Annotated in this window: 15 protein-coding genes; 1 reads left to right on the forward strand and 14 read right to left on the reverse strand. The window is 75.0% G+C overall.

The window, feature by feature from the left end:
* Nucleotides 1–11: 11 nt before the first annotated feature.
* The 14 genes from M1O15_RS21690 to M1O15_RS21755 form a co-directional block, all read right to left on the reverse strand.
* On the reverse strand, nt 12–2,420 hold the full coding sequence (locus tag M1O15_RS21690) for an SDR family NAD(P)-dependent oxidoreductase (RefSeq protein ID WP_248635776.1): 2,409 nt from the start codon (nt 2,418–2,420) through the stop codon (nt 12–14).
* A complete protein-coding gene (locus M1O15_RS21695; RefSeq protein WP_248635777.1) occupies nt 2,417–3,865 on the reverse strand; it encodes a cytochrome P450 in 1,449 nt (482 codons plus the stop codon). The genes M1O15_RS21690 and M1O15_RS21695 overlap by 4 nt, the downstream gene beginning before the upstream one ends.
* Complete coding sequence (locus M1O15_RS21700; RefSeq protein WP_248635778.1) at nt 3,862–6,555, reverse strand: KR domain-containing protein; 2,694 nt, start codon at nt 6,553–6,555, stop codon at nt 3,862–3,864. Before M1O15_RS21700 ends, M1O15_RS21695 begins: the two co-directional genes overlap by 4 nt.
* The gene (locus M1O15_RS21705; RefSeq protein WP_248635779.1) at nt 6,552–10,268 is read right to left on the reverse strand and encodes an SDR family oxidoreductase; all 3,717 of its coding nucleotides are present in this window, start codon (nt 10,266–10,268) and stop codon (nt 6,552–6,554) included. Before M1O15_RS21705 ends, M1O15_RS21700 begins: the two co-directional genes overlap by 4 nt.
* The gene (locus M1O15_RS21710; RefSeq protein ID WP_248635780.1) at nt 10,265–11,620 is read right to left on the reverse strand and encodes an acyltransferase domain-containing protein; all 1,356 of its coding nucleotides are present in this window, start codon (nt 11,618–11,620) and stop codon (nt 10,265–10,267) included. Before M1O15_RS21710 ends, M1O15_RS21705 begins: the two co-directional genes overlap by 4 nt.
* Nucleotides 11,617–12,405, reverse strand: a complete 789-nt coding sequence (locus M1O15_RS21715; RefSeq protein ID WP_248635781.1) for a 4'-phosphopantetheinyl transferase family protein — start codon at nt 12,403–12,405, stop codon at nt 11,617–11,619. The genes M1O15_RS21710 and M1O15_RS21715 overlap by 4 nt, the downstream gene beginning before the upstream one ends.
* Nucleotides 12,402–13,592 carry a 3-deoxy-7-phosphoheptulonate synthase class II gene (locus tag M1O15_RS21720; protein WP_372499535.1) on the reverse strand — a complete coding sequence of 397 codons (1,191 nt, stop codon included), beginning with the start codon at nt 13,590–13,592 and terminating at the stop codon, nt 12,402–12,404. The genes M1O15_RS21715 and M1O15_RS21720 overlap by 4 nt, the downstream gene beginning before the upstream one ends.
* 62 nt (nt 13,593–13,654) lie before the next feature.
* On the reverse strand, nt 13,655–15,538 hold the full coding sequence (locus tag M1O15_RS21725) for an anthranilate synthase family protein (protein WP_248635782.1): 1,884 nt from the start codon (nt 15,536–15,538) through the stop codon (nt 13,655–13,657).
* On the reverse strand, nt 15,535–16,203 hold the full coding sequence (locus tag M1O15_RS21730; RefSeq protein ID WP_308282380.1) for an isochorismatase family protein: 669 nt from the start codon (nt 16,201–16,203) through the stop codon (nt 15,535–15,537). The genes M1O15_RS21725 and M1O15_RS21730 overlap by 4 nt, the downstream gene beginning before the upstream one ends.
* 28 nt (nt 16,204–16,231) lie before the next feature.
* Nucleotides 16,232–17,044, reverse strand: a complete 813-nt coding sequence (locus M1O15_RS21735) for a 2,3-dihydro-2,3-dihydroxybenzoate dehydrogenase (protein WP_248635783.1) — start codon at nt 17,042–17,044, stop codon at nt 16,232–16,234.
* Nucleotides 17,041–18,525 carry an amidohydrolase family protein gene (locus M1O15_RS21740; RefSeq protein ID WP_248635784.1) on the reverse strand — a complete coding sequence of 495 codons (1,485 nt, stop codon included), beginning with the start codon at nt 18,523–18,525 and terminating at the stop codon, nt 17,041–17,043. The genes M1O15_RS21735 and M1O15_RS21740 overlap by 4 nt, the downstream gene beginning before the upstream one ends.
* Nucleotides 18,522–18,794, reverse strand: coding sequence for a phosphopantetheine-binding protein (locus M1O15_RS21745; protein WP_248635785.1), 273 nt, complete (start codon nt 18,792–18,794; stop codon nt 18,522–18,524). Before M1O15_RS21745 ends, M1O15_RS21740 begins: the two co-directional genes overlap by 4 nt.
* Nucleotide 18,795: 1 nt before the next feature.
* Nucleotides 18,796–20,451, reverse strand: coding sequence for a (2,3-dihydroxybenzoyl)adenylate synthase (locus tag M1O15_RS21750; protein WP_248635786.1), 1,656 nt, complete (start codon nt 20,449–20,451; stop codon nt 18,796–18,798).
* Nucleotides 20,452–20,463: 12 nt separating this feature from the next.
* Nucleotides 20,464–21,501: a ketoacyl-ACP synthase III family protein gene (locus M1O15_RS21755; protein WP_248635787.1), complete on the reverse strand. Its 1,038-nt coding sequence runs from the start codon at nt 21,499–21,501 to the stop codon at nt 20,464–20,466.
* 258 nt (nt 21,502–21,759) lie between these two features.
* On the opposite strand from M1O15_RS21755, the gene M1O15_RS21760 reads away from it, so the two are divergent.
* The gene (locus tag M1O15_RS21760) at nt 21,760–23,070 is read left to right on the forward strand and encodes a phenylacetate--CoA ligase family protein (RefSeq protein ID WP_248635788.1); all 1,311 of its coding nucleotides are present in this window, start codon (nt 21,760–21,762) and stop codon (nt 23,068–23,070) included.
* The last annotated feature ends 4 nt before the right edge of the window (nt 23,071–23,074 follow it).

The raw sequence follows: 23,074 nt of genomic DNA on the forward strand, positions 1-23,074 counted from the left end.
CCGGGCGGTCCTCAGTCGGTCAGGGTGACGCCCTCCGCACAGAGCACCTCCCGCCCGGCGCGGACGCCCCACCACTCGCCGGGTGCCGCACCCGCCCGCAGCCGGTCCACCCGCTGCGCCCCCGGGCTCAGCACCAGCCGCCCTACGGTGAGCGTGCCGGCGGCCGGGCGGGGCGAGCGGCGGTCCGTCTCGCGCACCATGGTCTCGACGGCCGCGGGTGAGACGGTGTGACCGGGCGGGAAGGGCGTGGTCCACAGGTCGGCCGGGGTCACCGGCCGCAGCGCGTACTCCCCCGGAGCGCCGGGCTCCGGCCGTTCGGCCGGGAACACCACCCCGGCCCACTCCAGCCGCCCGGCGTCGGAGGGCGCCTCCTCCGCCGCGGGCACCCGGTCGGTGGTGGGCCCCGGGGCCGGCAGTACGGCCGGTTCCGGGCCGTACACCAGGGTGGCGCCCGCAACCCGCGCACCGGACGGATCGTCCACGCTGACGTCCACCTGCCACTCGCCGTCCCGCCGGACCCCCTCGGCCCACCGGTGCAGTTCCAGCCGCCCGCCGGTGAGGCGCAGCCCGGCCAGGTGGACGGTGAAACCACGCACCTCCCGCAGATGCAGCAGGGGCCAGCCCTCCGGCACCACCCAGTCCCCCGCCGCCACCAGGTGCTCCAGGACGACTCCGACCGGTACGGCCTCGGCGCCCTCGACCCGCAGCTCGGCCAGGCAGGGGTGCCGTCCGGCCTCCAGCGTCCAGCGGGTGCGCAGCGACCGGAACAGCGCGTACTCCTCGACCTCCCCGAGATGGTGGTCGAGCGCGTGCAGCCGGGGCAGGTCCGGGTGGCCGGTCAGCATCCCGAAGCCGCGCAGCTGGCCCGGGGCCAGCACGGCCCCGATCCGGCCGAGGAAGACCGCCTCGCCGGTGTGCCCGGAGGCCAGTTCCTCGGCCCAGCGGCGGGCGCCCTCGGCGGGGTCCAGGGTGGAGACGTACCGGACGGCGGCGGCGTAGTTGGCGATGACGCCGAGGCGTTCCCAGGTCGGCCAGCAGAGGGTCTGCACCGGCAGCCCGAGGTTGTCGCGGGCCCAGAACCCCAGCCGGGCCAGCGCCTCGTTGCCCGCCGCGTAGTCGATCTGGCCGACCATCCCGCCCATCCGGCCGGCCAGTGAGCCGACATTGCTCAGCAGCCGCAGGGCGGCCCGCCGTTCGGGGCGGGCGAGGACGGCTCGGACCAGCTGGGCGAAGCCGGTCACCTTGACGTCGACCGTGCCCACCACGGACTCCGGTGACTTGCGGTCGAAGCGGGCCGGCTCGTCGATCCCGGCGTTGTGCACCACGTACTGCGGGCCGTCGCCGAGCGCCGCGAAGACGCTCTCGACCTGCTCGGCGTCGGTGCAGTCGCAGCGCAGATACTCGATGCGCAGCCCGTCGGCGGCGGCCCGCTCCAGATTGCCGAGGACGGTGCGGGCCTCGTCCGCGCGGCGGATCTCCCGGCGCAGTGCGGTCAGTTCGGCGGGGGTACGGGCCCGGGCCAGCCGGCCGCGCCGCCAGGCGGCGAACGCCTCGTCGTCCAGGCCGGTGGCCTCGCCCGGCTCGGGCCGCTCGCCGCGGCCGGTGACCACCACCCGGCAGCCGAAGCGCTCGGCGAAGGAGCGGGCCGCCGCGAATCCGACGCCCCGCGCGCCGCCGGTGATCAGCACCGTGTCGCCGGGACCCGGTGGCCGCGGCCCCGGTGGGACGGCGGGTGCCGGGCGGCCCGCCAGCACATGGCGTACGCCGTCGCGGTAGCCGACCTCGAAGTGCGCGGGCCGTACGTACTCCCGCTCGACGGCGTCCGCGACGGCGGCGGCGTCGGCCCGGTCCAGGTCCACCACGACCACGCCCGCGGCGGGCAGTTCCCGGGGCAGGCACTTGGCGAGCCCGGCCCAGATCCCGCCCAGCGGCTGCGGCACCGGCCCCGCCCCGTGCCCGGCCAGGCCGCCGAGGTGGGTGACGGCGAGATAGACATGGCGGCCGAAGCGGGCTTCGGTGCTCCAGCGGCCGTACGCGGCATGGATCACCCCGGTGGTGCGGGTGAGCGCCGACTGCCAGGTGGTGTCGCCCAGTTCGTACGCCAGCCCGGTGACGTTGAGGTCGACCACGCCGTCCCAGCCCTCGGCGTCCAGCGGGGTCTCGGGGTCGCAGCGCATGACCCGTGCGCCGCGCGCCCGGAGCTCCCCGGCCACGGCGGCCACCAGCGCGGCCGACTCGCCGACCAGCAGCAGGCGCCGCCCGGCCAGCGGACGGGCCACGGCGGGGGTGGGGTGCGGGACCGGGACGGGCTCCCAGACGAACCGGTCCACCGGGCGGACGAAGGCCTCCGGGTCGAAGGAGGACAGATGCGGCCGCAGCGCGGGCCAGGCGGGCTCTGCCACCGGGGTGGTGGCGGTCATCGGGCGCGCTCCTGGATGGTCACCCGGATGCCGCCCTTGGGGAAGAGCGTGATGAACGCGCCGCCGCGAACGGCACCTTGGGCGGGCGAGATGCGGAACCGGCCGGCGACGGCCGCGACCGTCTGCTGGAGCAGGGCGAGCCCCATCCGCTTGCCGATGCACTGGCGCCGTCCGCCACCGAACGGCAGATAGGCCGAGCGGTCGCGGGCGGGCGAGCCGCCCGGACGGAAGCGCTCCGGGTCGAACCGCTCGGGCTCGTCCCACTGCTCGGGGTTGTGGTGCGCCCCGTACACCGAGACCAGCAGCGGGGTGCCGGCCGGGACGTGATGGCCGGACAGCACATCGTCCTCGATGGCCTCACGGGTGAACTGCCACACCGGCGGGTGCGCCCGCAGGCTCTCGTCCACCACCATCGCGGTGTACGTCAGCCGGTCCAGGTCCCCGGCGGTCGGCGGGCGCCCGCCCAGCACCCGGTCGGTCTCCTCCGCCAGCGTGTCCCGCACCTCCCCGTGGCGGGCGATCTCGTACAGGGTCCAGGTCAGCGCGAGCGCCGTGGTCTCGACCCCGGCCAGGAAGAGGGTCACCAGGTCCGACCAGAGCGCGTCGTCCGGCAGGTCCGCCGCGCGGATCAGGGTGGCGACCTCGCCGCCGGCCCCGTTGTCGACGTCCCGGGCGGCCTGCGCGACCACCCGCTCCAGGGTGCGGCGGGCCCTGGCCACCCGGCGGCGGTAGGGGGTCGGGACGAAAGACGGGATGGCCTTGTCCACGGAGCCGACGTTCTTGAAGATCGCCTCCAGGGCGACCGAGACCGCCTCGGCGAACTCGCCGCCGTCCTGGGACAGGTCCTTGCCGACCAGGGCCATCCCCAGCACCCGGCAGGTCAGCTTCATGGCCTCCGGGAAGAGGTCGAACGGCTCCCCGGTGCGGGCGTGCGCGGCCCACCGGTCGAGCAGTGCGGCGATCGCCTCGTCGCTCTGCCCGGCCCGGTCGGCGATGGCCTGCGGGGTGAAGGCCGGGTTGACCGCCTTGCGGTGGGCGCGCCAGTCGCGGTCCTCCAGGGTGAGCAGCCCGCGCCCCATGAACAGCTCGAACGCCTCGTAGTAGGCGCCGCGCGCGTAGTTGTCGGCGTTGACCTGGAGCACCCGGCGGATGCCGTCCGGCGCGGAGAGCTGCACGGTCGGGTTGTGCGGCAGGATCGGCAGCCGGACCACGGTGCCGTGGTCGCGCTGGGCGCGCAGGGAGTAGCCGGGCGGGTCGGCGGCGTAGGCCACGGTGGAGATGACCGGGTTGGACAGCGGGAAGGACCGGGGCCCCCGCACCGCCCTCGCCCGGGCGCCGGTCACCGGGCAGACGCCCGCCTCCGGTCGCGCGGTGGTGGCGGTCGTGGTGGTGTCGTCCGGTCGCACGGGGGTGGCGGTGCTGTCGTCCGGTGGTGCGTCGGTCACGGGCGGGCCTCCTCGGCGGGGCGGCGTGCGCGGTACTCGCCGGTGGTCTGGTGGACATGGCCGAGCACGACCCCGGTCATGTCCTTGATCTGCAGCACGACGTCCCCGGCGGCGGTGACGGCGAGCGCCCGGTTCTCCTCGGCGCTCTCCAGGTCGAGCGAGGCGGGCAGCGAGTACAGCTCGACCCCGGTGCCCGCAGCGGCCAGTGAGGCGTCGGTGTGTCCCCCGTACAGGTCGATACGGCGGATGGTGCGCGGTACGGCGAGCGGGGTCCACTCGCCGTCGCTGCGGTCCAGCACGGAGACCCGGGCCAGGCCGTCCAGCAGCACGGACGGCACCACCAGGCCGGAGAACCAGCGCTCGATGCCGGGCCGGTCGGGCAGGTAGCGGGCCCGCCGGCCGTGCGGATGGGTGCGGGTGGCGGTGGTGGAGACGAAGACCCCGCTGAGCAGTACGGCGGGGTTGGGCAGGTGGTACGGGTCGGCCAGCGGTTCGGCGCCCTGGTCGTCCCAGTGCTCCCAGCGCGGCGCGGCCACCGGTTCGTCGCGCAGCCGCACCCGGGCCGAGAAGTGGCGGCGGTCGGCGACCAGCAGCCGGCCGCCGGGCGCCCGCACCTCGCCGGTCACCTCGACGTCCACCACGGACTCGCGCGGCCCGTGCTCCACCAGTCGGGCGGTGATCCGCTTGGTCTCGCCCCGGCCGGGCTTGTAGACCCGCAGGAAGGCGTCGAGCCGGACGTCCTCCAGCACCGCCGGGACCCGTCCGGGCACCAGGTGCATGGCGGCCTGGGCGGCGAGTTCGGGCACGAAGGTGCCGGGCAGGGTGGGGAAGCCGTTGACGACGTGCTCGCGCAGATAGGCGTCCCGCTCCAGGGAGAAGGTGCGGACCACGGTGAGCCGGTCGGGGCCGCGGTCCACGATGTCGTCCACGAAGAAGTCCGGCGGCGACGCGGGGCGGGGCGGGGACGGTGGGGCCGGGGCGCGGCAGAAGTCCAGGTAGCCGGGGGCGGCCAGCTCCATGGTGGCCCGCTCGGCGTCCCCGAACAGGACGGTCAGCGGCGGCGGTTCGGACTGGTCCAGTTCGTGCAGGAAGTGCTCGACGCCCTCCGGGGTGGGCATGGCGGTGAACTGGGCGCTCTTGGCCAGGAACCTCCGCATGATCGGGGTGGCGCCGAGGCCGATGTCCCGCCACAGGGTCCAGCCGATGGTGGACTCGCGGGCGCCCCGGGCGGCGCTGTGGGCGGCGGCGGTGTTGAGGAAGTCGTTGGCCGCGCCGTAGTCGGTCTCGCCGTTCTGCCCGGTGAAGCCGACGAAGGAGCCGAAGTTGCACCAGCGGCGGGGCACCCGGTCGCCGAACGCCGCCTTGAGGTTGGCGTAGGCGCGCACCTTCAGGTCGCGGACGGTCCGGAAGTCCGCCAGGCTCTTCTTGGCCACCGAGGCGGCCCGGTTGGTGCCCGCGATGTTGAGCAGCAGGTCCACCCCGTCCGGCTCCGCCGCCTCGATCCGGCCGACGGTCTCCCGTACCGCCTCCGGATCGCGCAGGTCGCAGAGGTGGTACGCCACCCGGTCCGCGCCGCAGAGCGCCTGAAGGGTGCGCAGGGTGTCCCGTACCTCCGCGGCGGCGGCCAGCCGGTCGTAGGCCGCGTTGGCCTCCCGCACGGTGAGGCGCTCCGGGCCGGCGCTCCGCAGCCGGATGAACTCGGCGCGAGTCGGGGCCGGTTCGGTGGAGTCCGGGCCGGGCGGGGTGGAGCCGATGACATGGATACGGGGACGGTCGCGGCGGGCCAGCGCGGTCAGCAGCGCCGCGCCGATGCCCCGAGCGCCGCCCGCCGCGACGACGGTACGGGGCACCGGTGGAACGGCCTGGGTGGTGCCGGGCTCCTGCACGGCCTGGAGCAGCAGCCGCTCGCCGTCCGCGAAGGCGACCACCGGCAGCAGCTGGGCGGCCTGGGACTCCGCCGCCGCGTCGGCCTCGGCCTCGGCCAGCGCGGTGGCCTGGTGGACCACGGCCACCACCGAGCAGGACGGCCACTCCAGCGCCAGGCTCTTGGTGAAGCCGGTGAACAGTCCGGTGCTGGGATGCGGGACCCGCTCGGCGTCGATGCCGCCGAGCACGACCACGGTGAACGAGGCGGGGAGCTGCGGTAGTCGGGCGCACTGCTTGGCGGTACGGAAGAGGGCGTCGTGCAGCCGCAGCAGCCGCTCGGAGGGGCCTCGTGACGGGTCGCCCTCCCGGGAGAGGTCGACCACCACCCGCACATGGCGCGGGGCGGCCCGCCGGACGGCCTCCTCCAGGGCGTCCCCCTCGGACGGCTCGGGCAGCAGCAGCGTGCAGTCGGCGGGCAGCTCGTACCCGCCCAGCGCCGCCCGCCCGTCCGCCAGCAGCGCGCTGGACGGCGGGAAGAGCGGCGGCGGGGCGGAGGCGGAGGCCGGGCGGGGCGCGGGGGCGAGCCGCAGCACATGCCGGTCCAGCAGCCGGGGCTCGGCCTTCCCAGCGGCTGGGGCCTCTTCGGTGGCCGGGGGCGCCTCGGTGATCGGGCGGCTGAGCCGGAGCAGCCGGGTGGGGCCGCCCGTCTCGAAGGCGCGCTCGATCACCGCCGCCGAGTCCTGGCCGGGCCCGGTGAGGAAGGCGATCAGCTCCCGGGCGCCCTCGGCGCCCAGCAGGGTGGTTCCCTGGTGCGAGGGGCTCACGCCGCCACGCTCCTTTCCACGACGGCCAGTACGGGCAGGCCGGTGCGCTCGGCGAGCGATCTGCGGGTCAGCGCGAAGAGGAACGCCGCCTCGGCGGCGCGGCGGCCCGGTTCGTCGTTCCAGCCGGGCAGGGCGGTCCCGTTGACGCCCGCGACCAGCGCCACGTCGATCTCCCGGAAGTCCAGATAGGAGCCGGCCACGTCGAACGCCTCCAGCAGGGACGCCTCTCCCGCGTCGACCGTGATGTTGAGGCCGCGCAGGTCGAAGTAGTTGGAGAGCCGCGCCGCGATGACATTGGGCATCTCTCCGGGGAACGAGTCCTCGGTGGGCGCGGCGATCAGCCCGGTGGCGCGCTCCTCCAGCCGCCGCAGGAACTTCTCGGTGCCGGGCCGGTCGCCCGCGTCCGCCACCACCCGGCCGATCTCGTCAAGGTAGGCACGGGACTTGTAGAGCAGCGCGTTGCGGGTGGCCCCGGTGTGCCCGACGACCACGCCGGTGGTCCGGTTGTGGCTCAGGCACAGCTCCCGTACCGGCTCCGGGAGGCCCTGCATACAGCGGACCAGGGCCAATTGGGTGCGGTCGGTGGCGCGGGCGGTGGGCGGTGGCATCCGCAGTTCCTGGAACGGCGGTACGGGGTAGGTGGCGCCGAACGAGGGCTCGAACTCCTCGTCGCGGCTGCCCGCCGCCCAGGCCGCGACCTCCTCGGGCGCGGGGGCGCCCGGCAGGTGGGCGGACCAGCCGACCAGGACCAGGTCCTCGCCGAGCGGGGCGGGCAGGGCCGGTGGGCGGCCGGTGCGGGCGGCCCGGTGGTCCTCGGAGATGATCACATGGGCGTTGGTGCCGCCGAACCCGAAGCCGGAGACGGCCGCGCGGCGCGGGCGGCCGGGCTCGGCGGGCCAGGGCACCGGCTCACGGGGCACGGTCAGCCCGCTCGCCTGTCCGGCGAGGGCGTCCGGCAGCCGGGAGAAGCGGTACTGGGCGGGGATGGTGCCGTGCCGCAGCGCCAGCAGGGTGTGGATCACCGAGACCACCCCGGCCGCCCAACCGCAGTGCCCCACCAGCGACTTGTTGGAGGTGACCTGCTGGACGCGGGTGCCGGCGTAGCGCCGGGCGAGGCTGGTGAACTCGGCCTCGTCGCCCGCGGGGGTGCCGGTGGCGTGGGCGACGATCCAGTCGATGTCGTCCGGGCCGAGGCCGCCGCGCTCGAAGGCCCGTTCCACGGCGAGTTCCTGGCCGGCCGGGGCGGGGGCGTAGATGGCCTTGCCCCGGCCGTCGGCGGAGAGCCCGATCGCCGAGATGAGGCCGAGGACCCGGTCTCCGTCGGCGCGGGCCCGGGAGAGCCGCTTGAGCACCACGAGCCCGGCCCCGTCGGAGAACAGCGCGCCGTCGGCGCCCGCGTCCAGGGCGTGTACGGCGCCGCCGGCGGAGAGCCCGTTCAGCTTGGCGAACAGGATCGAACCGCTGGGCGCCAGGGCGAAGGAGCCGCCGCACACCGCGATGTCGCTGCGGCCGGAGAGCAGGTCGCGCACCCCGAGGTCCATCGCGTACAGCGAGGATGAGCAGGCGGTGTCCACCATGTGCAGCCGGGTGTCGCCGGGCAGGATGCCGTCCATGGCGTCCCGGCCGACGCGGTGCGGGTGGCGGGCCTCGCCGGGTGCGCCGCCCCGGCCGAACCGCCCCCGCAGGGCGTCCCCGACCGGGCCGCGGACGGCCTCGTCGCCGTCCTCGGCGAGGGTGTCCAGGGCGTGGCCCAGGACGTAGGACTCCTCCAGGTGCTGGCTGCCGTCGGGGGTGTAGCCGACGCAGAAGGAGAAGCGGTCGCCGTCCGCCCGGCGCACCCCGTCGAGCGCCTGGTGCAGGCTGTGCCGCAGCCAGAGCGCGGTGTGGTCGAGACCGGCGTCGGCCAGCCCCTCCGCCCGCAGCTTGTCGTGCGGCCGGAAGCTCGTGATGAAGCCGGAGCGCCGCTGGTACGTCTTGTCGGGCGCCCGGCGGTCCTCGTCATGGAAGCGGGCGATGTCCCACCGGTCGGCGGGCGCGTCCACGAAGAGCTCGGCGCCCTCGCACAGCAGCCGCCAGAACTCCTCCGGGGACGAGGCCCCGGGGACGGCCATCCCCATACCGACGACGGCGACGGGGTCGTGGGGGTCGGTGGGTTCGCCGTGGGCGGCCGGGAACGCGAGGGCGGCGGGGTCGTGGGGGTCGGTGGGTCCGCCGTGGGCGCCCGGGAACGCGAGGGCGGCGCTCTCGTGGGCGCCCGGCTCATGGGCGACCGATCCATGGGCGCCCGGCTCATGGGCGGCTGACCCATGGGCGCCCGGCTCATGGGCAGCTGACCCATGGGCGCCCGGCTCATGGGCAGCTGACCCATGGGCGCCCGGCTCGGCGAGCGCGGCCGGCTCGGCGGGCGCGGCGCGCTCGACGCGGGCGGCCGGGGACCCGGCTGCGACCGGTGCGGGCGCGGCCGGGTCGCGGGGTGAGGCCGTACCGGCGAGGGTGGTCGGCTTCTCGTGGGCGGCCGGCTCGCTGGCGGCCGTACCGGCGTGGGTGGTCGGGTTGATGGGGGCCCCGGGCACAACCGGCTCGGTGCGCGCCACCGGCTCGGCGTACGCGGCCGACGCGGGCGCGATCGGCTCGCGGGACACGGCTCTACCGAGCACGGCCGAATCGGTGTGAGCGGTCGGCTTCCCGTGGGCGGCCGGGGACCCGACTGCGGCCGGTGCGGGCGGGGCCGGTTCGCGGGGTGAGGCTGTATCGCGGGGCGCGGCCCTACCGGCGAGGGCGGCCGGGTCGACGTGGGCCTCGGGCACAGTCGGCTCAGCGTGCGCCACCGGCTGGGCGAGGGCGGCCGGCTCGGCGAGGACGGTCGGCTCCTCGTATGCGGCGGGCTCCGCGTACGCGGCCGGTTCCTCGTTCGCGGTCGGGGACATCGCGGAACGGAGCAGGGTGAGGCCGCCGTCGGCGAGGAGGGTCTGGCCGGTGACCCAGCCGGAGCGCTCGGAGCTGAGGAAGAGCACGACCTCCGCCAGGTCCTCCGGGCGGCCGAGCCGGGCGAGCGGGGTGGCCGCGACGGTGTTGGCGCGGACGTCCTCGAACGACGGGAAGAGCTGGCCCACCGGGTTGTCGATCAGCCCGCAGGAGGCCGCGTTGACCCGGATGCGGTCCCCGGCCAGTTCCGCCGCCAGATAGCGGGTCAGCGCCTCCAGGGCCGCCTTGGAGACGCCGACCGGCAGGTAGTTGGCGGGGGCCGTGGCGGCGCCGAGGGAGGAGACGTTGACGATCGCGGCACCGGTCCCGCCGGCCGCCGCGAGCAGCGGCCGGGCGTGGCGGGCGCACCACAGCGGGCCCTTGACGTTGGTGGCGTAGGTGCGGTCCAGCAGCTCCTCGGTGATCTCGTCGAAGGGGACGAACGACCCGGCGGCCGCGTTGTTCACCAGGATGTCGAGCCGCCCGTGCTCCTCGCCGATCTCCCCGAACATCCGCTCGACCTGCTCGGGCCGGGCCACCGAGGCGCGGATCAGCCGGACGTCCAGCCCCCGGCCGGTGAGCGCGCGGACCTGCTCCTTGGCGGCGCCGTAGGAGTGGAAGCAGTTCAGCAGCACGGTCGCGCCGCGTTCCGCGAGCCGTTCGACCACGACCCGGCCGACGCTGCCCGCGCCGCCGGTGACCAGCGCGATGCGTCCGGCGAACTCCGCGCCGGGGCTCGGACCCGTCATCGCCCGGCCGCGCTTCCGGCGCCCGCGCCGCCGGTGACCCCGGCGGCCACGAAGTCGACCACCTTGCCGAAGGTGTCGTAGTCGGCGACCCGCAGTCCGGCGGGCGGCAGGCCCAGCCCGAAGCGGTCCCCCAGCCTGCTGAGCAGCTCGGTCTGCTTGACCGAGTCCACCCCGAGGTCCGCCTCCAGCTGCACGTCGTCGGTGAACACCTCCTCCGGGTACTCCATCGCCTCCGCGTACAGGGCCCTGACCTGGCCGCTGAGTTCGGCCCGGTCCGCTGTCCGGGGCGGGGCGGCGACGGGCTCGGGGATCTCAGGGGCCACTGGTACGGCGGCCACGGGGGTCTGGTTGAGCGGAGACCGCAGGGCGCCGGCCGCCCGGGTGAGGCCGGCCTCCTCGTCCCGGCCGGCCAAGGGGCTGACCACGTGGGCGCCGGGGTGGAGCTGCTCCACCAGGGCGCAGAGCACCCGCCCGGCCCCGGTCTCCACGAAGACCCGCGCCCCGGCCGCGTACAGCGCCGAGACGGCCGGGCCGAACGCGACCGGGGTGACCAGGTGCAGGGCGAGCAGCCGGGCCAGGTCGTCGCCGTCGCGGTAGAAGCGGCCCAGGATCGGGGAGTAGACCGGCACCTGGAGGGGGCGGGGGCGGTAGGCGGCGAGGCGCTCGGCCAGGCTGGTGCGCGCGCCCTCCAGGAGGGGGTGGTGGAAGGGGTGCGGGGAGCGCAGCCGGGTGTGGTTGATGCCGAGCCGGTCGGCGATGTCCGCCGCCGTGGTGAGCGGTTCGGCCCGGCCGGAGACGACCGTCTGGGGGCCGTTGTCCACGGCGAGTACGAGATCGGGGTCGTCGATCAGCGCGACGATCCGCTCGGCGCGGGCGCGGTCGCAGCCCAGGGCGAGCATCGCGCCGCCACTGCGGTCCTGCTCGCGCAGCACCGAGATCCGCTCGCAGAGGATCGCCGCCGCGTCCGCCAGGTCCCAGGCACCCGCGCAGGTCAGGGCCGCGAGTTCGCCGAGCGAGTGGCCGAGGTGGACCGAGGGCACGGCGCCGCGCTCGGCGAGCAGCCGGTGGGCGGCGACGGCGGTGGTGAAGACGGCCAGCTGGAGGGTGTCCGGGGCGGACTCCAGCAGCGCGGCGGGGCTGGGCGGCGAGGGCTGGAACACGGTCGCGGACACCTCGCGCCCGGTCAGCTCCTTGGCGACCGCGTCCACCTCCTCGAAGGTGGCGCGCACCGTGCGGTCGCCGTCCTCCCAGAGGCCCTTCAGCGCCCCGGGGCGGTAGGCGCCCTGCCCGGGGAAGAGCGCGACGGTCAGGTCGAGTTCGCGGTTCGCTTCACGGTTCGGTTCACGGTTCATGGGGCTTCCCGTCGTCGTGGGGCGGTCGGCGTGTCGGCGCCGGCCGGCCAGGTCTGGCGCACCTCGGCGGGGTGGTCGCCCTCGACGCTGAGGGCGACCAGGTGCCGGGCACCGGGGTGGAGGAGGTCGAGGAGGTCGAAGGACCAGGGGCCGGGGCGCAGGGGGTCGCGGACGGTGATCCGCCCCTGGCCGGACGGCCCGCGCGGGGTGAAGGAGAACTCGGCGAGGCTCCGGTGCAGCCCGGCCCCCTGGGCCTTGAGATAGGCCTCCTTGAGCACCCAGAGCTCACCGGTCCGGGCGGCCCGGGCGGCCGGGTCCAGCGCGGCGAGTTCCCGGCGCTCGGCGGGGGCGAAGAACCTGGCGAGGTGGTGGGCCGAGTCGGCGGAGAGCCCGTACGACTCCACGTCCACCCCGCAGGCCCGCCCGGTGGTGACGGCGCAGACCACCAGGCCCCGGGTGGAGGCGAGGCTGAACCGTACGCCGTCCCCGTCTCCGTACCCGTCCGGAGCGGGTTCGGGCCGGCCGTGCCGGCCGGTGGTGAAGCGCCAGGCGTCCGGCGGGCGGCCGGTGCGGGCGCTGAGCGCCTGGCGGCACAGCAGCCGCCGGGCCAGGAACCGCTGCCGGGCGGCCGGGCTGAACAGCCGCGCCCGGCGGGCGCGTTCGGCCGGGGTCAGCAGCCGCTCGCCACCGAGCCCGGCGGTGAACGCGGGGATGGCGTGCTCCGGCAGCAGCCAGAGATCGGCCGTCCCGGTACCGAGGTCGGGCCCGGTGGCGAGGAGGCTCATGGCGCGGTGGGCCGGGCGATGAGCGCGGCGAGCCGGTCGGCGAGGTGGAGCGACTGCTCCGGGTTGAGGCGGGGGTCGCAGACGGACCGGTAGCCGCCCGGCAGGTCCTCGGGGAGGACGCCCCGGCCGCCGCCGCCCACGCACTCGGCCACGTCCTCGCCGGTCAGCTCCAGATGGACGCCGCCGGGGTGCGCGCCCAGCTCCCTGGTCACCTCGAAGAAGCCGGACAGCTCGTCCAGGATGTCGTCGAAGCGGCGGGTCTTGCGTCCGCAGGGCGCGCCGACGGTGTTGCCGTGCATCGGGTCGGAGACCCAGCCGACGGTCATGCCCTCGGCCCGCACCTTGCTGACCAGGTCGGGCAGTACGGAGCGGACCCGGCCGGCGCCCATCCGGGCGATCAGGGTGAGCCGGCCCGGCTCGCGGTCCGGGTCCAGCCGTTCGACCAGCCGGATCAGTTCGTCGGTGCCGGTGGTCGGCCCGATCTTGACCGCGATCGGGTTGGCGATGGAGGCGAAGTAGGCGAGGTGCGCGCCGTCCAGCTGCCGGGTGCGCTCGCCGATCCAGAGCAGATGGCCGGAGGCGGCGTACGGCTTGGCAAAGGCCGGGTCGGTACGGGTGAGGGCCCGCTCGTAGTCGAGCAGCAGCCCCTCGTGGGAGGTGAACAGCTCCTCGGGCAGGTCCTCCCGGGGTTCCTCGCGGGCACTCCCGGCAAGGGCCCGGACCAGGTTGAGGGTGGCGGCGGAGGCCTGGTAGACGCGGACCAGGCGGTCCGGGTCGGGGGCCCGGTCGGCGGCGGTGAAGGCGTGGCCGTTGACCGCGTCGCCCCGGTAGACGGGCAGTTCGGTGCCGTCTCGGAGCTCGGTGGGCGAGGAGCGGGGCTTGGCGTACTGCCCGGCCAGCCGTCCGACGGTGACCACCGGCAGCTCCATGGCCCGGCCCAGTACGCTGCCCAGCCGGCCCAGCAGGGCGACGGTCCGGTGCACCGCGTCCGGGTGCAGCGCGTCCAGGGACTCGGCGCAGTCGCCGCCCTGGACCAGGAAGGCCTCGCCCCGGGCGACCGCGGCCAGCCGGTGCTTGAGAAGGGCGCATTCGGACGGGAGCACCAGCGGGAGGCTCCGGGCGAGGGTGGCGAGCGCGGCGGGCAGCGCGGGGGTGTCGGGCCACCGGGGCTGCTGGAGGGCGGGCAGCGGGGGCGGGCCGGGGTCCGCCGGCACGTGCGGAACGGGCGGGACACCGGGCAGGGTCGCGGTCACGCGGTGAGCTCCACTCTCTGCGGGACCGGGGCGAGCGCGCCGGTGACCAGGTCGTCCAGGATGGCCGTACCGTGACGGGTCATCACGGACTCGGGGTGGAACTGCACCGAGGCGAAGCCGGGGCCGCGCAGGGCGTGCACCTCGCCGGTGGCCGGGTCGCGGGCGACCTCCACGCCATGGGCGGTCAGCGGGGAGTGCAGCAGGTCGTCCTCGGCGTGGGCGGCGAAGCTGTTGTAGTAGGCGACCTGCTCGGTGGCGCCGAAGAGGTCGATGGTCCGCCGTACGCCCTGGTTGGGCCGGTCCAGCGGGCTCAGCGGGAGGCCGAGCAGCCGGCAGAGGATCTGGTGGCTCAGGCAGACCGAGACGAACGGCACCCGCAGGTTGAGCAGGCTGGCGGTGACCGCCCGCAGATAGGCGATCTTGCGGTGGCCCTCCTCGCGGGGGTCGCCGGGACCGGGGCCGAGGACCACCAGGTCATGGCCGATGAACTGGTGCGGTTCGTCGAAGCGGCGGACCGCGACCTCGTAGCCCAGCGACCGCAGTTGCTGGGCCCCCATCGCGGTGAAGGTGTCCTCCGCGTCCAGCACCAGCAGCCGGCCCCGGCCGGTGCGGCGGGGTGGGGCGGGGGTGGTCCAGAACTCCGACAGCGGGCGGTTGCGCTCCTTCAGCGCGGCCCTGATCTGCGGGTGCTCGTTGTGGCCGGCCGGGCGGCGGCGCCGGGGCGTGCGGTCCAGCGCGGCGAGCAGCCCGGCCGCCTTGGCCCGGGTCTCGGCGCTCTCGCTCGCCGGGTCGGAGTCCCGTACCAGCGTGGAGCCGACCGCGATCCGCATCCGGCCCCGGGCGTCCACGTCCGCCGTACGGATCATGATCGCGGAGTCCAGGCGCCGCCCGCCGAGGGCGTCCCGGCCGATGAGCGCGGCGACACCCGCGTAGTAGCCCCGCCCGTGCGGTTCGAACTTGGCGATCACCCGGCAGGCGCTCTCCACCGGGCTGCCGGTGACGGTCGGGGCGAGCAGGGTCTCGTGCAGGATCTCCCGCACATCGCGGCCGCTGCTGCCGACGATGCGGTACTCGGTGTGGGCGAGGTGGGCCATCTCCTTGAGGCGGGGGCCGACCACCCGGGCGTCGTCGCAGACCCGGCTCATCATCTTCAGTTCCTCGTCGAGGACCATGTAGAGCTCGTCGGTCTCCTTGCCGTCGGCGAGGAACTCCAGCAGACCGGCGGTGTCCGGGCCTTCGGCGGGGTAGCGGTACGTGCCGCTGATCGGGTTCATCACCGCCGTACCGCCGTCCAGGCTGACGTGCCGCTCGGGGCTGGCGCCGATGAAGGTCCGCTCCCCGGTGTGCACCAGGAAGGTCCAGTACGCTCCGGGCTCGCCGCGCAGCAGCCGCCCCCAGAAGGCCAGCGCGGTCCGCGCCGACCAGTGCGGGAGCTCGGTGGTGAAGGTGCGCTTGAGGACGAAGTTGGCGCCCGCGCCGTGGCCGATCTCCTCGGCCAGCACCCGCCGGACCAGCTCCCCGTACTCCTCGTCGTCCAGGTCGAAGCCGCCCTCGGCGCCGTCCGGCTCCAGCGGCCAGTCCAGCACCTGGGCGAGGGCACCGGCCACCGGCAGCCGGGACTGCTCGCGCACCGTCATCACCAGCAGCGGCTCGCCGTCGTCATGGTGGTCGTAGCCGCGTTCGCCGATCACCCGGTACGGCAGCAGGACCAGCGCCTCATGGCGGTCGGGGCCCTCGTCCCGGTCCGGCAGCTCCGCCACCGTCGCCACCTCGGAGAAGTCCCCGAGCAGCAGGTCCACGGTGTCCGGGTGCCCGCTCTCGGGGCGGTGCAGCAGGGCGAACGGGCGGCCCCCCAGAGCCAGTTCGTCGAGAATGGTCACCGGGCACGTCCGGCCGGTACGGCGGGCGCGGCCGCCAGGGCGCCGAGCACGGTGGCGGTGGTGACGGCCATGGCGCACCGGGTCGCCGCGTAGCTCAGCGCCATCCGGTGGAAGTCGGGGGTGAAGTCGGCCACCGCGTCGGCGACCACGAAGGTCTGGATGCCGTGGGCGAAGGCGTCGCAGGCGGTGAGCAGGATGCCGACATGGGCGTAGACCCCGCAGACGACCAGCTGGTCGCGGCCCCGCTCGCGCAGGGTGGCCAGCAGCTCGGTGCGGTGGAAGGCGCTGGCCCGCCACTTGGTGAGGACGGTGTCGTCCGGGCCGGGCGCGATGGCGTCCGGGATGCCCCGGTCCTCGGGGGCGGCTGACATGCCCGGCCCCCAGAAGTCCTGGAGCAGCCCTCGGTCCTCGGGGCTCATCCCGCCGGGCTGGGCGGTGTAGACGACGGGCACACCGGCCCGGGCGGCGGCCTCGCGCAGCGCGGTGACGCCGGTGAGCAGCCGGGTGCGCGGTTCGGCGCCCTCGGCGAAGGGGGCGAGGAAGTAGTGCTGCATGTCGTGCACCAGCAGCACGGCCCGGCGGGGGTCGACGGTCCAGGCGGCGGTGTTGGCCGGCAGGTCGGCGGCCCGCGGCATGGGATAGGAGTCGATCGGCGCAATGGCCACGGAACGTTTCCCTCTCTCACGGGTTCGGTCAGACGCCGAGCGTGGCGCCGCCGTCCACGGTCAGGTCGTGCAGGGTGATGTGGGCCGCCCGCTCGGAGAGCAGGAACAGCACGGCGTCGGCGATATGGGCGGGCTCGGCGATCCGGCCCAGCGGGATGCCCAGGCGGTAGGCGGCGGGCACCCCGTCCACCGAGGCGCGTTCGGCGGCGTCGCCCTGGAGCGCGGTGAGCATCGGGGTGCGGGTGGAGCCGGGGGCGACCACGTTGCAGCGGATGCCGTAGGGCGCCAGCTCCAGGCCCAGGCACTTGGTGAACATGGCCGAGGCCGCCTTGGAGGCCGCGTAGGCGGCCATGGAGCTACGGGGGGTGGAGGCGGCGTTGGAGGCGATGGTGACGATCGCGCCGCGGCGCCGGGGCACCATCCGCGCGGCCACCGCCCGGCTGGTGTGGAAGACGCCGCCCGCGTTGACCGCGAGGGTGGTCTCCCAGTCCTCGTCGTCCATCTCGATCGCCGGTCCGCTGCGGAGCACCCCGGCGCCGTTGACCAGGTTCTCGATCGGCCCGAGTTCGGTTTCCACGGTGGCCACCGCCGCGTCCACCTCCTTGGCGGAGGTCACATCGGCGGGGACGGCGAGCACCCGGGCCCCGGTCGCGGCCAGTTCGCCGGCCAGCTCCCAGAGGGCCGGTGCGTCCCGGTCGAGCAGGGCGACCGGCAGCCCGGCGGTAGCCAGGGCGCGGACCACGGCGGCGCCGATGCCGCCCGCGGCCCCGGTCACCAGGGCGGTCCCGGACAGCGGGGCGGCCCCGGACGGGCGGACGGCGGCGGACTGCGGGGCGCTCATCGGGACCACCCGCCGAGTACGCGGCCGACGACCTCGTCGGGGATGCGCAGCGCGCGGGTGGAGAAGGAGCCGAGCGCGGCCAGGTAGCGCTCCTGGAGCGCGGCCTCGTCCACCTCGACGGCCCGGCCTCCCGAGACCAGGGTGCGGCCGCCGACCATGACGGTGTCGATGTCGGTGGAGCCGGCCAGCCAGAGGAAGCTCTCCAGCGGCCGGGGGTTGAGCAGATAGCGCCAGTCGTCGGCCCGTACCAGGACCAGATCGGCCTGCTTGCCGGCCTCCAGGCTGCCCACCTGGTCGTCCCAGCGCAGCCCCTTGGCCGCGATCCGGGTGCCCATGGCCAGCGCGTCGGTGGGCAGCACCTCGGTCTGGTCGGCGCTCATCTCGTTGTACATCTGCCAGGCGGCCCGCATGGTCTCGGCGATCCCGGCGCTGGGCATCGAGGAGCCGTCGGTGGACAGCGAGACGTCCAGGCCCTGCCGGCGCAGCGCGGGCACCGCGCCGGTCTCGGTGAGCGAGGACTCGCCGGACGGCCCGTACTTGCCGGGCGAGTGGCTGATGTGGGCGCGCCCGGCGAGCAGCAGCTTCTGCTCGTCCTCGTCCACGAAGGCGCAGTGGCCGGCCATCAGCCGCTCGTCCACCAGGCCGAACCCGGCCAGCCGGCGCACCCCGGTCTCGCCGTAGTAGGTGCGCATCAGGGCGGTCTCGTTGCGCAGCGCGCCCACATGGGTGGCGAAGCCGAGGTCATGGCGGGCGACCAGCTCGGCCATGCCCCGCGCCAACTCGTCGGTCATGTTGGTGACATAGGCGATGCTGGGGCGGAAGCGGATACGGCCCGAGGTGTCCCGGGCGGTGAGCTCCAGCAGCTCGGCCACCCCGGCCAGCACCCCGTCGGTGTCCCGGGTGCGCACCGGGCGGTCCCCGTCGGGCGGGCAGATCGCGTCGCTCGCCCAGGTGCTGGCGGAGAAGCGGATGCCCAGGCGCCGCGCCGCGGCGACCATGGCGTGCGGGCGGTTGAGCGAGCCCATGTCCCCGAGGGTGGTGACCCCGCCGCGCAGCTGGGTCCACATCGAGTACTCGGCGATGGCCCCGGCCTCCTCGGGGGTCATCGCGTCGATCAGCTCGTCGAAGCGGTCGAAGGTGGCGGAGACCTGGTGCATGTCGCCGCCGCCGCCCATGAAGGCGACCTGGTCGTCCCGGTCGGAGGCGGGGCGCAGCGCGCCGCGCATCGGCAGCCGCATGGCGAACATCTCGTGCCAGTGGGCGTTGACGAAGCCGGGCAGCACCATCATGCCCCGGGCGTCGCGCCGGCGCAGGCCCGCCCGCTGCTCGGGGGTGAGCGCGGCGACGGCCCGTTCGGCCTCGGCGGCGGGGCCGACGGCGGCGAGGGCGCCGTCCACCACCAGCACCGCGCCGCCGGGGTGCACGCTCTCCTGGGCGTCAGCGGTGTAGACGGTGCCGCCGGTGATCAGCTGGGCGCTCACCGGGCCGCCCCCGAGTCGGCGGCGGAGGGCTCCGCCAGCGCGGCGAAGTGCGCCAGCCAGCCGTTCAGGGTGGGGTCGGCGACCAGGGCGTCGAACTGGGCCGGGACACCGGCCCGGCGCCAGCCGCTGACCAGCCGCATCAGCTCCAGCGAACTCAGGCCGAGGACCACCAGGTTGGCGTCCGGGGTGATCTCGGCGGGGTCGGTGCCCAGCAGCGGCGCGAGCGTTTCGCGCAGGTCCTGCTCGGTCGGGTTGGGGGACTTGTCCACGTCAGCCTTCCTGCTCGGACGCGGCGGCGGCCGCCAGCGCCTTCTTGTCGACCTTGCCGAGGGGGGTGAGGGGGAGTTCGGACACGTAGCGCACCGCGTCGGGCAGCTTGTAGTCGGCGACCCCGCGGGCGTGCACGGCCTGCTTGAGCTCGGGCAGCGACCGCCGAGCCCCGCCCGGTCCATCCGGTCCGTCCGGTCCGTCCGGTCCGTCCGGGACGAGGTAGGCGCAGATCCGCTCGCCGAGGAACGGGTCGGGGACCCCGATCACCGCCGCCGCCGCGATCCCGTCGAGCGCCAGCAGATGGTCCTCCACCTCGCCGGCGGACACCTTGTCGCCGCCCCGGATGATCATTTCCTTGATCCGGCCCTCGATCACCAGGTCGCCGTCCTCGGTGAGCCGGGCCAGGTCGCCGGTGCGGTAGAAACCGTCGGCGGTGAAGGCGCGCCGGTTGTACTCCGGCACCCCGTAGTAGCCGCGCAGGGTGTACGGGCCGCGGGTGATCAGCTCGCCCACCGCGCCCGGGGGCAGCTCGGCGCCGTCGCCGTCGACGATGCGCACCTCGTCCGCCTCGGAGATCGGCCGGCCCTGGGTGGTGAGCACCGCCTCGGCCGGGTCGCCGGGCCGGCTGAAGGTCAGCAGGCCCTCCGCCATGCCGAACACCTGCTGGAGCGAGCAGCCCAGGGTGGGGCCGATGCGCTCGGTGAACTCGCGGGTCATCCTGGCCCCGCCGACCTGCACCAGCCGCAGGCTGCCCAGGTCCTCCCCGCTCCACTCGGCGGCCTCCAGCCACAGCTGCACGATGGAGGGGACCATCGCGGTGACGGTGGCGCGGTGCCGCTCCACCAGCGGGAAGCAGTCCAGCGGGTTGGGGGTGTCGGCGAGTACGGCGGTGCCGCCGGTCATCAGGGTGCCGATCACCCCGGGGCAGCCGTAGGCGAAGTTGAACTCGATCGGCAGCACCGCGAGATAGGTGTCGGCGGAGGTCAGTTCGCAGACCTCGGCGGCGCGGCCGGCCTGGTAGACGTAGTCGTCGTGGGTGCGCGGGATCAGCTTCGGCAGCGCCGTGGTGCCCCCGGAGAGCAGGAAGAACGCCACGTCGGACGGGTCGGGTTCGGGCAGCGGTCGGGGGTCGGCGACCGCGTTCTCCAGCTCGGAGAGGGCGGTGAAGCCCTCGCTCTTGTCCCCGAGCACGAACAGCGAGCGCAGGGTGGAGCTGCCGGCCTGCACCGTGCGGGCGATCTCCCGGTGGTCGAAGCCTCGGTGGGTCTCCGGCAGGACGTAGCCGGTGGCGCCGCTCAGCTCCACCAGATGGCCGATCTCGGTCTCCCGGTGCGCGGGGAGCGAGAAGACCAGCTTGGCGCCGATCCGCATCAGTGCGAAGGAGATCGCCACGAACTCCGGCACATTGGGCAGCTGCACCACGATCCGGTCGTCCGCGCGGACGCCGTGCTCCACGAAGCCCGCGGCCAACCGGTCGGCCCAGTCGTCGAGTTCGCGGTAGCTGATCCGCCGCTCGCCGTGGACCAGCGCGGTGGCCGAGCCGTACTCACGAGCGGCGGCGCGCAGCACCGTACCCAGCGTCTCACCGCGCCAGATCCCCTGTTCGCGGTAGCGCAGGGCGGTCTCCGGCGGCCAGGGCGTGCATCCGGCAAGCATGGTCGGCCCCTCTCACGCGGCTTCGGGCGCGGACTCGGTGATCCGGACGACGGCGGCCCCGGCCTCCATGCCGGTGCTGGCGCCGATCAGCAGGACGTGGTCGCCGGGGCCCACCTCGCCGCCGCGCCACAGGTGCTCCAGCCCGAGGAAGAGGTCGGCGGCGCCGGTGTGGCCGATGGTGCGGACGTACTCCCAGACGTTCTTCTCCTCGGGGAGGTCCAGCGGCAGCAGGAACATCGCCTCCAGCGCCGGGCGGGCGAAGCCGACATGGCAGACCCGGCTGACCTGGTCCAGGGTGAGCCCGGCCTCCTTGAGGGTGCGCTCGGCGATCTCGGCGACCCGGTCGCCGAAGTTCTTGATCGGCGGGGCCTGGCCGGCGGCCCACTGCTCGCGGACCTTCTCGGCCCGCTCGGAGAAGTTCAGGCCCCGGCCCCGGGTGACGCCCGGCGGGAACAGCTCCTCGCCGGCCCGGTGCAGGATCTCCATCGAGGAGTCGGAGAGCGAACCGACCGCCAGCAGCTCGGCGAAGCCGGAGCGCCGGGAGAGCACCACGGCCGAACCGGCGTCGGCGAGCACGAACAGCCCGGAGGCCCGCCAGCGCTCCACGCCGGGCGTCGAGTAGTTGTCGCCGGTGGTGATGAGCGCCGCGTCATGGGTGGGGTTGGCGATCAGCCGGTTGGCGGCGGCCTCCACCGAGGCGAGCATGCCCAGGCAGCCCTGCTTGACCTCGATCGCGGGCACCGGGCGGTCCACGGTGTTCCGCAGCACGTAGTGCCCGGCCGACCAGCCGTCGGGGCCCTGGTGGTAGGTGTAGCTGTGCAGCAGGACGCCGATGTCGTCCGGCCCGTGCCCGGAGCCGGCCAGCGCGGCACGGGCCGCCTCGATCGCCATGTCGGGGGCGGGCGTGGAGGCGCTGACGGCCGCCGAGCGCATCCCGGAGGACTGCCGGGCCGCCTCGTCGTACAGCCCCTCCTCCACCGCGCGCCCGGCCGGGTACAGGGGCGGCAGCTGGCTGCCGATCCCGGCGAGATACAGGTTCTCGGTCCTCATCGCGCCGACTCCTTCGTGGTGGGTGGCCTTGGCCGCAAGCAGAGCAGCCGGGCCGCCGGGCCCTCATGAGTAGGCGGTACTCAACCCCCGTCGTACGCCGATGCGTTGACGGACCGGACCGATGAGGCGGGTACGGGGCCCGCCCCGCGCGAGTTGAGTAGCGACTACTCGGGCGCGCCCGGGGCGCCGGTGCTGTGCTGTGCGCGTCACCGCCGCGCGCCGCAGCCCGCGGCCCTGGACACAGACGAGGGAGATCCGATGTCGCAGTCGCGTCCGGAACCGGGCGACTGGTCCCACCCCGCCGAACTCGCACGGCTCCAGGCCGCCGAGCTGCCCCGGGTGCTCGCCCAGGCGATGCGCTCGCCCTTCTACGCGGCCCGTTACGCGGGGCGCGCGAAGCCGGTGGAGGCGGCGGACTTCGCCGGGATCGAGCTGACCACCAAGCAGGATCTGCGCGACCAGTACCCCTTCGGGATGCTCGCCGTGGAGCGGGAGAAGCTGGCCACCTACCACGAGTCCAGCGGCACCGCCGGCGACCCGACCGCCTCGTACTACACCGACCGGGACTGGACCGATCTGGCCGAGCGGTACGCCCGCAAGTGGGTCGGCATCCACCCCTCGGACACCTTCCTGGTGCGTACCCCCTACGGCCTGGTCATCACCGCCCATCTCGCCCAGGCCGCCGGACGGCTACGCGGAGCCACCATCGTGCCGGGCGACGCCCGTTCGCTGGCCACCCCGCTGCCCCGGATGGTGCGGGTGATGCGGGCCCTGGACGTCTCCCTCACCTGGTGCAACCCCACCGAGATCATGATGCTGGCGGCCGCCGCGAAGGCCGCCGGGCTGCGCCCCGAGCAGGACTTCCCCGCCCTGCGCGCCATGTTCACCGCGGCCGAGCCGCTGACCGAGGTGCGCCGGAAGCGGATCAGCGAGATCTGGGGCGGCATCCCGATCGTGGAGGAGTACGGCTCCACCGAGACCGGCACCATCGCCGGCCAGTGCCCGCAAGGGTCCCTGCACCTGTGGGCGGACCGCGCGGTCTTCGAGGTGTGGGACCCGGAGACCGGTGGGCTCTCCCCCACCGGCCGCGGCCAGCTGGTGGTGACCCCGCTGTTCCGCGAGGCCATGCCCCTGCTGCGCTACAACCTCGCCGACGACGTCGAGGTGGCCGCCGAGGGCTGCGGCTGCGGCTGGGTGCTGCCCACCGTGCGGGTGCTGGGCCGGTCCGGCGCCGGCTACCCGGTCGGCTCCGGCACGGTCACCCAGCAGCGGCTGGAGGAGCTGGTGTTCAGCCTGCCCTTCGACTACGAGGTGATGTTCTGGCGGGCGATGGCCCACCGGGACCTGCTGCGCGTCGAGTTCGAGGCGCCGGACGCGGTCCGCGAGCGGGCCGTCAAGGAACTGACCGCGCTGGTCGACCGGGAACTCGGCGTACCGCACCGGATCACCGGACTGCCGCTCGGCACGCTGGTACCCACCTCCGCCCTCACCGCGCCGCGCGACATCCTCAAGGCCCGCTACCTCTTCGGCGAGGGCGAGGACTGGGACCGGGCGGTCATGTACGCATGACCGC

The sequence above is a fragment of the Streptomyces lichenis genome, from assembly GCF_023218175.1.
Taxonomy (GTDB): domain Bacteria; phylum Actinomycetota; class Actinomycetes; order Streptomycetales; family Streptomycetaceae; genus Streptomyces; species Streptomyces lichenis.

Coding starts and splice junctions, on each gene's coding strand:
- M1O15_RS21715 (WP_248635781.1), bottom strand. CDS start 12,405: ATGAGCCTCCTCGCCACCGGGCCCGACCTCGGTACCGGGACGGCCGAT.
- M1O15_RS21690 (WP_248635776.1), bottom strand. CDS start 2,420: ATGACCGCCACCACCCCGGTGGCAGAGCCCGCCTGGCCCGCGCTGCGG.
- M1O15_RS21735 (WP_248635783.1), bottom strand. CDS start 17,044: ATGAGCGCCCCGCAGTCCGCCGCCGTCCGCCCGTCCGGGGCCGCCCCG.
- M1O15_RS21760 (WP_248635788.1), top strand. CDS start 21,760: ATGTCGCAGTCGCGTCCGGAACCGGGCGACTGGTCCCACCCCGCCGAA.
- M1O15_RS21705 (WP_248635779.1), bottom strand. CDS start 10,268: ATGACGGGTCCGAGCCCCGGCGCGGAGTTCGCCGGACGCATCGCGCTG.
- M1O15_RS21750 (WP_248635786.1), bottom strand. CDS start 20,451: ATGCTTGCCGGATGCACGCCCTGGCCGCCGGAGACCGCCCTGCGCTAC.
- M1O15_RS21755 (WP_248635787.1), bottom strand. CDS start 21,501: ATGAGGACCGAGAACCTGTATCTCGCCGGGATCGGCAGCCAGCTGCCG.
- M1O15_RS21710 (WP_248635780.1), bottom strand. CDS start 11,620: ATGAACCGTGAACCGAACCGTGAAGCGAACCGCGAACTCGACCTGACC.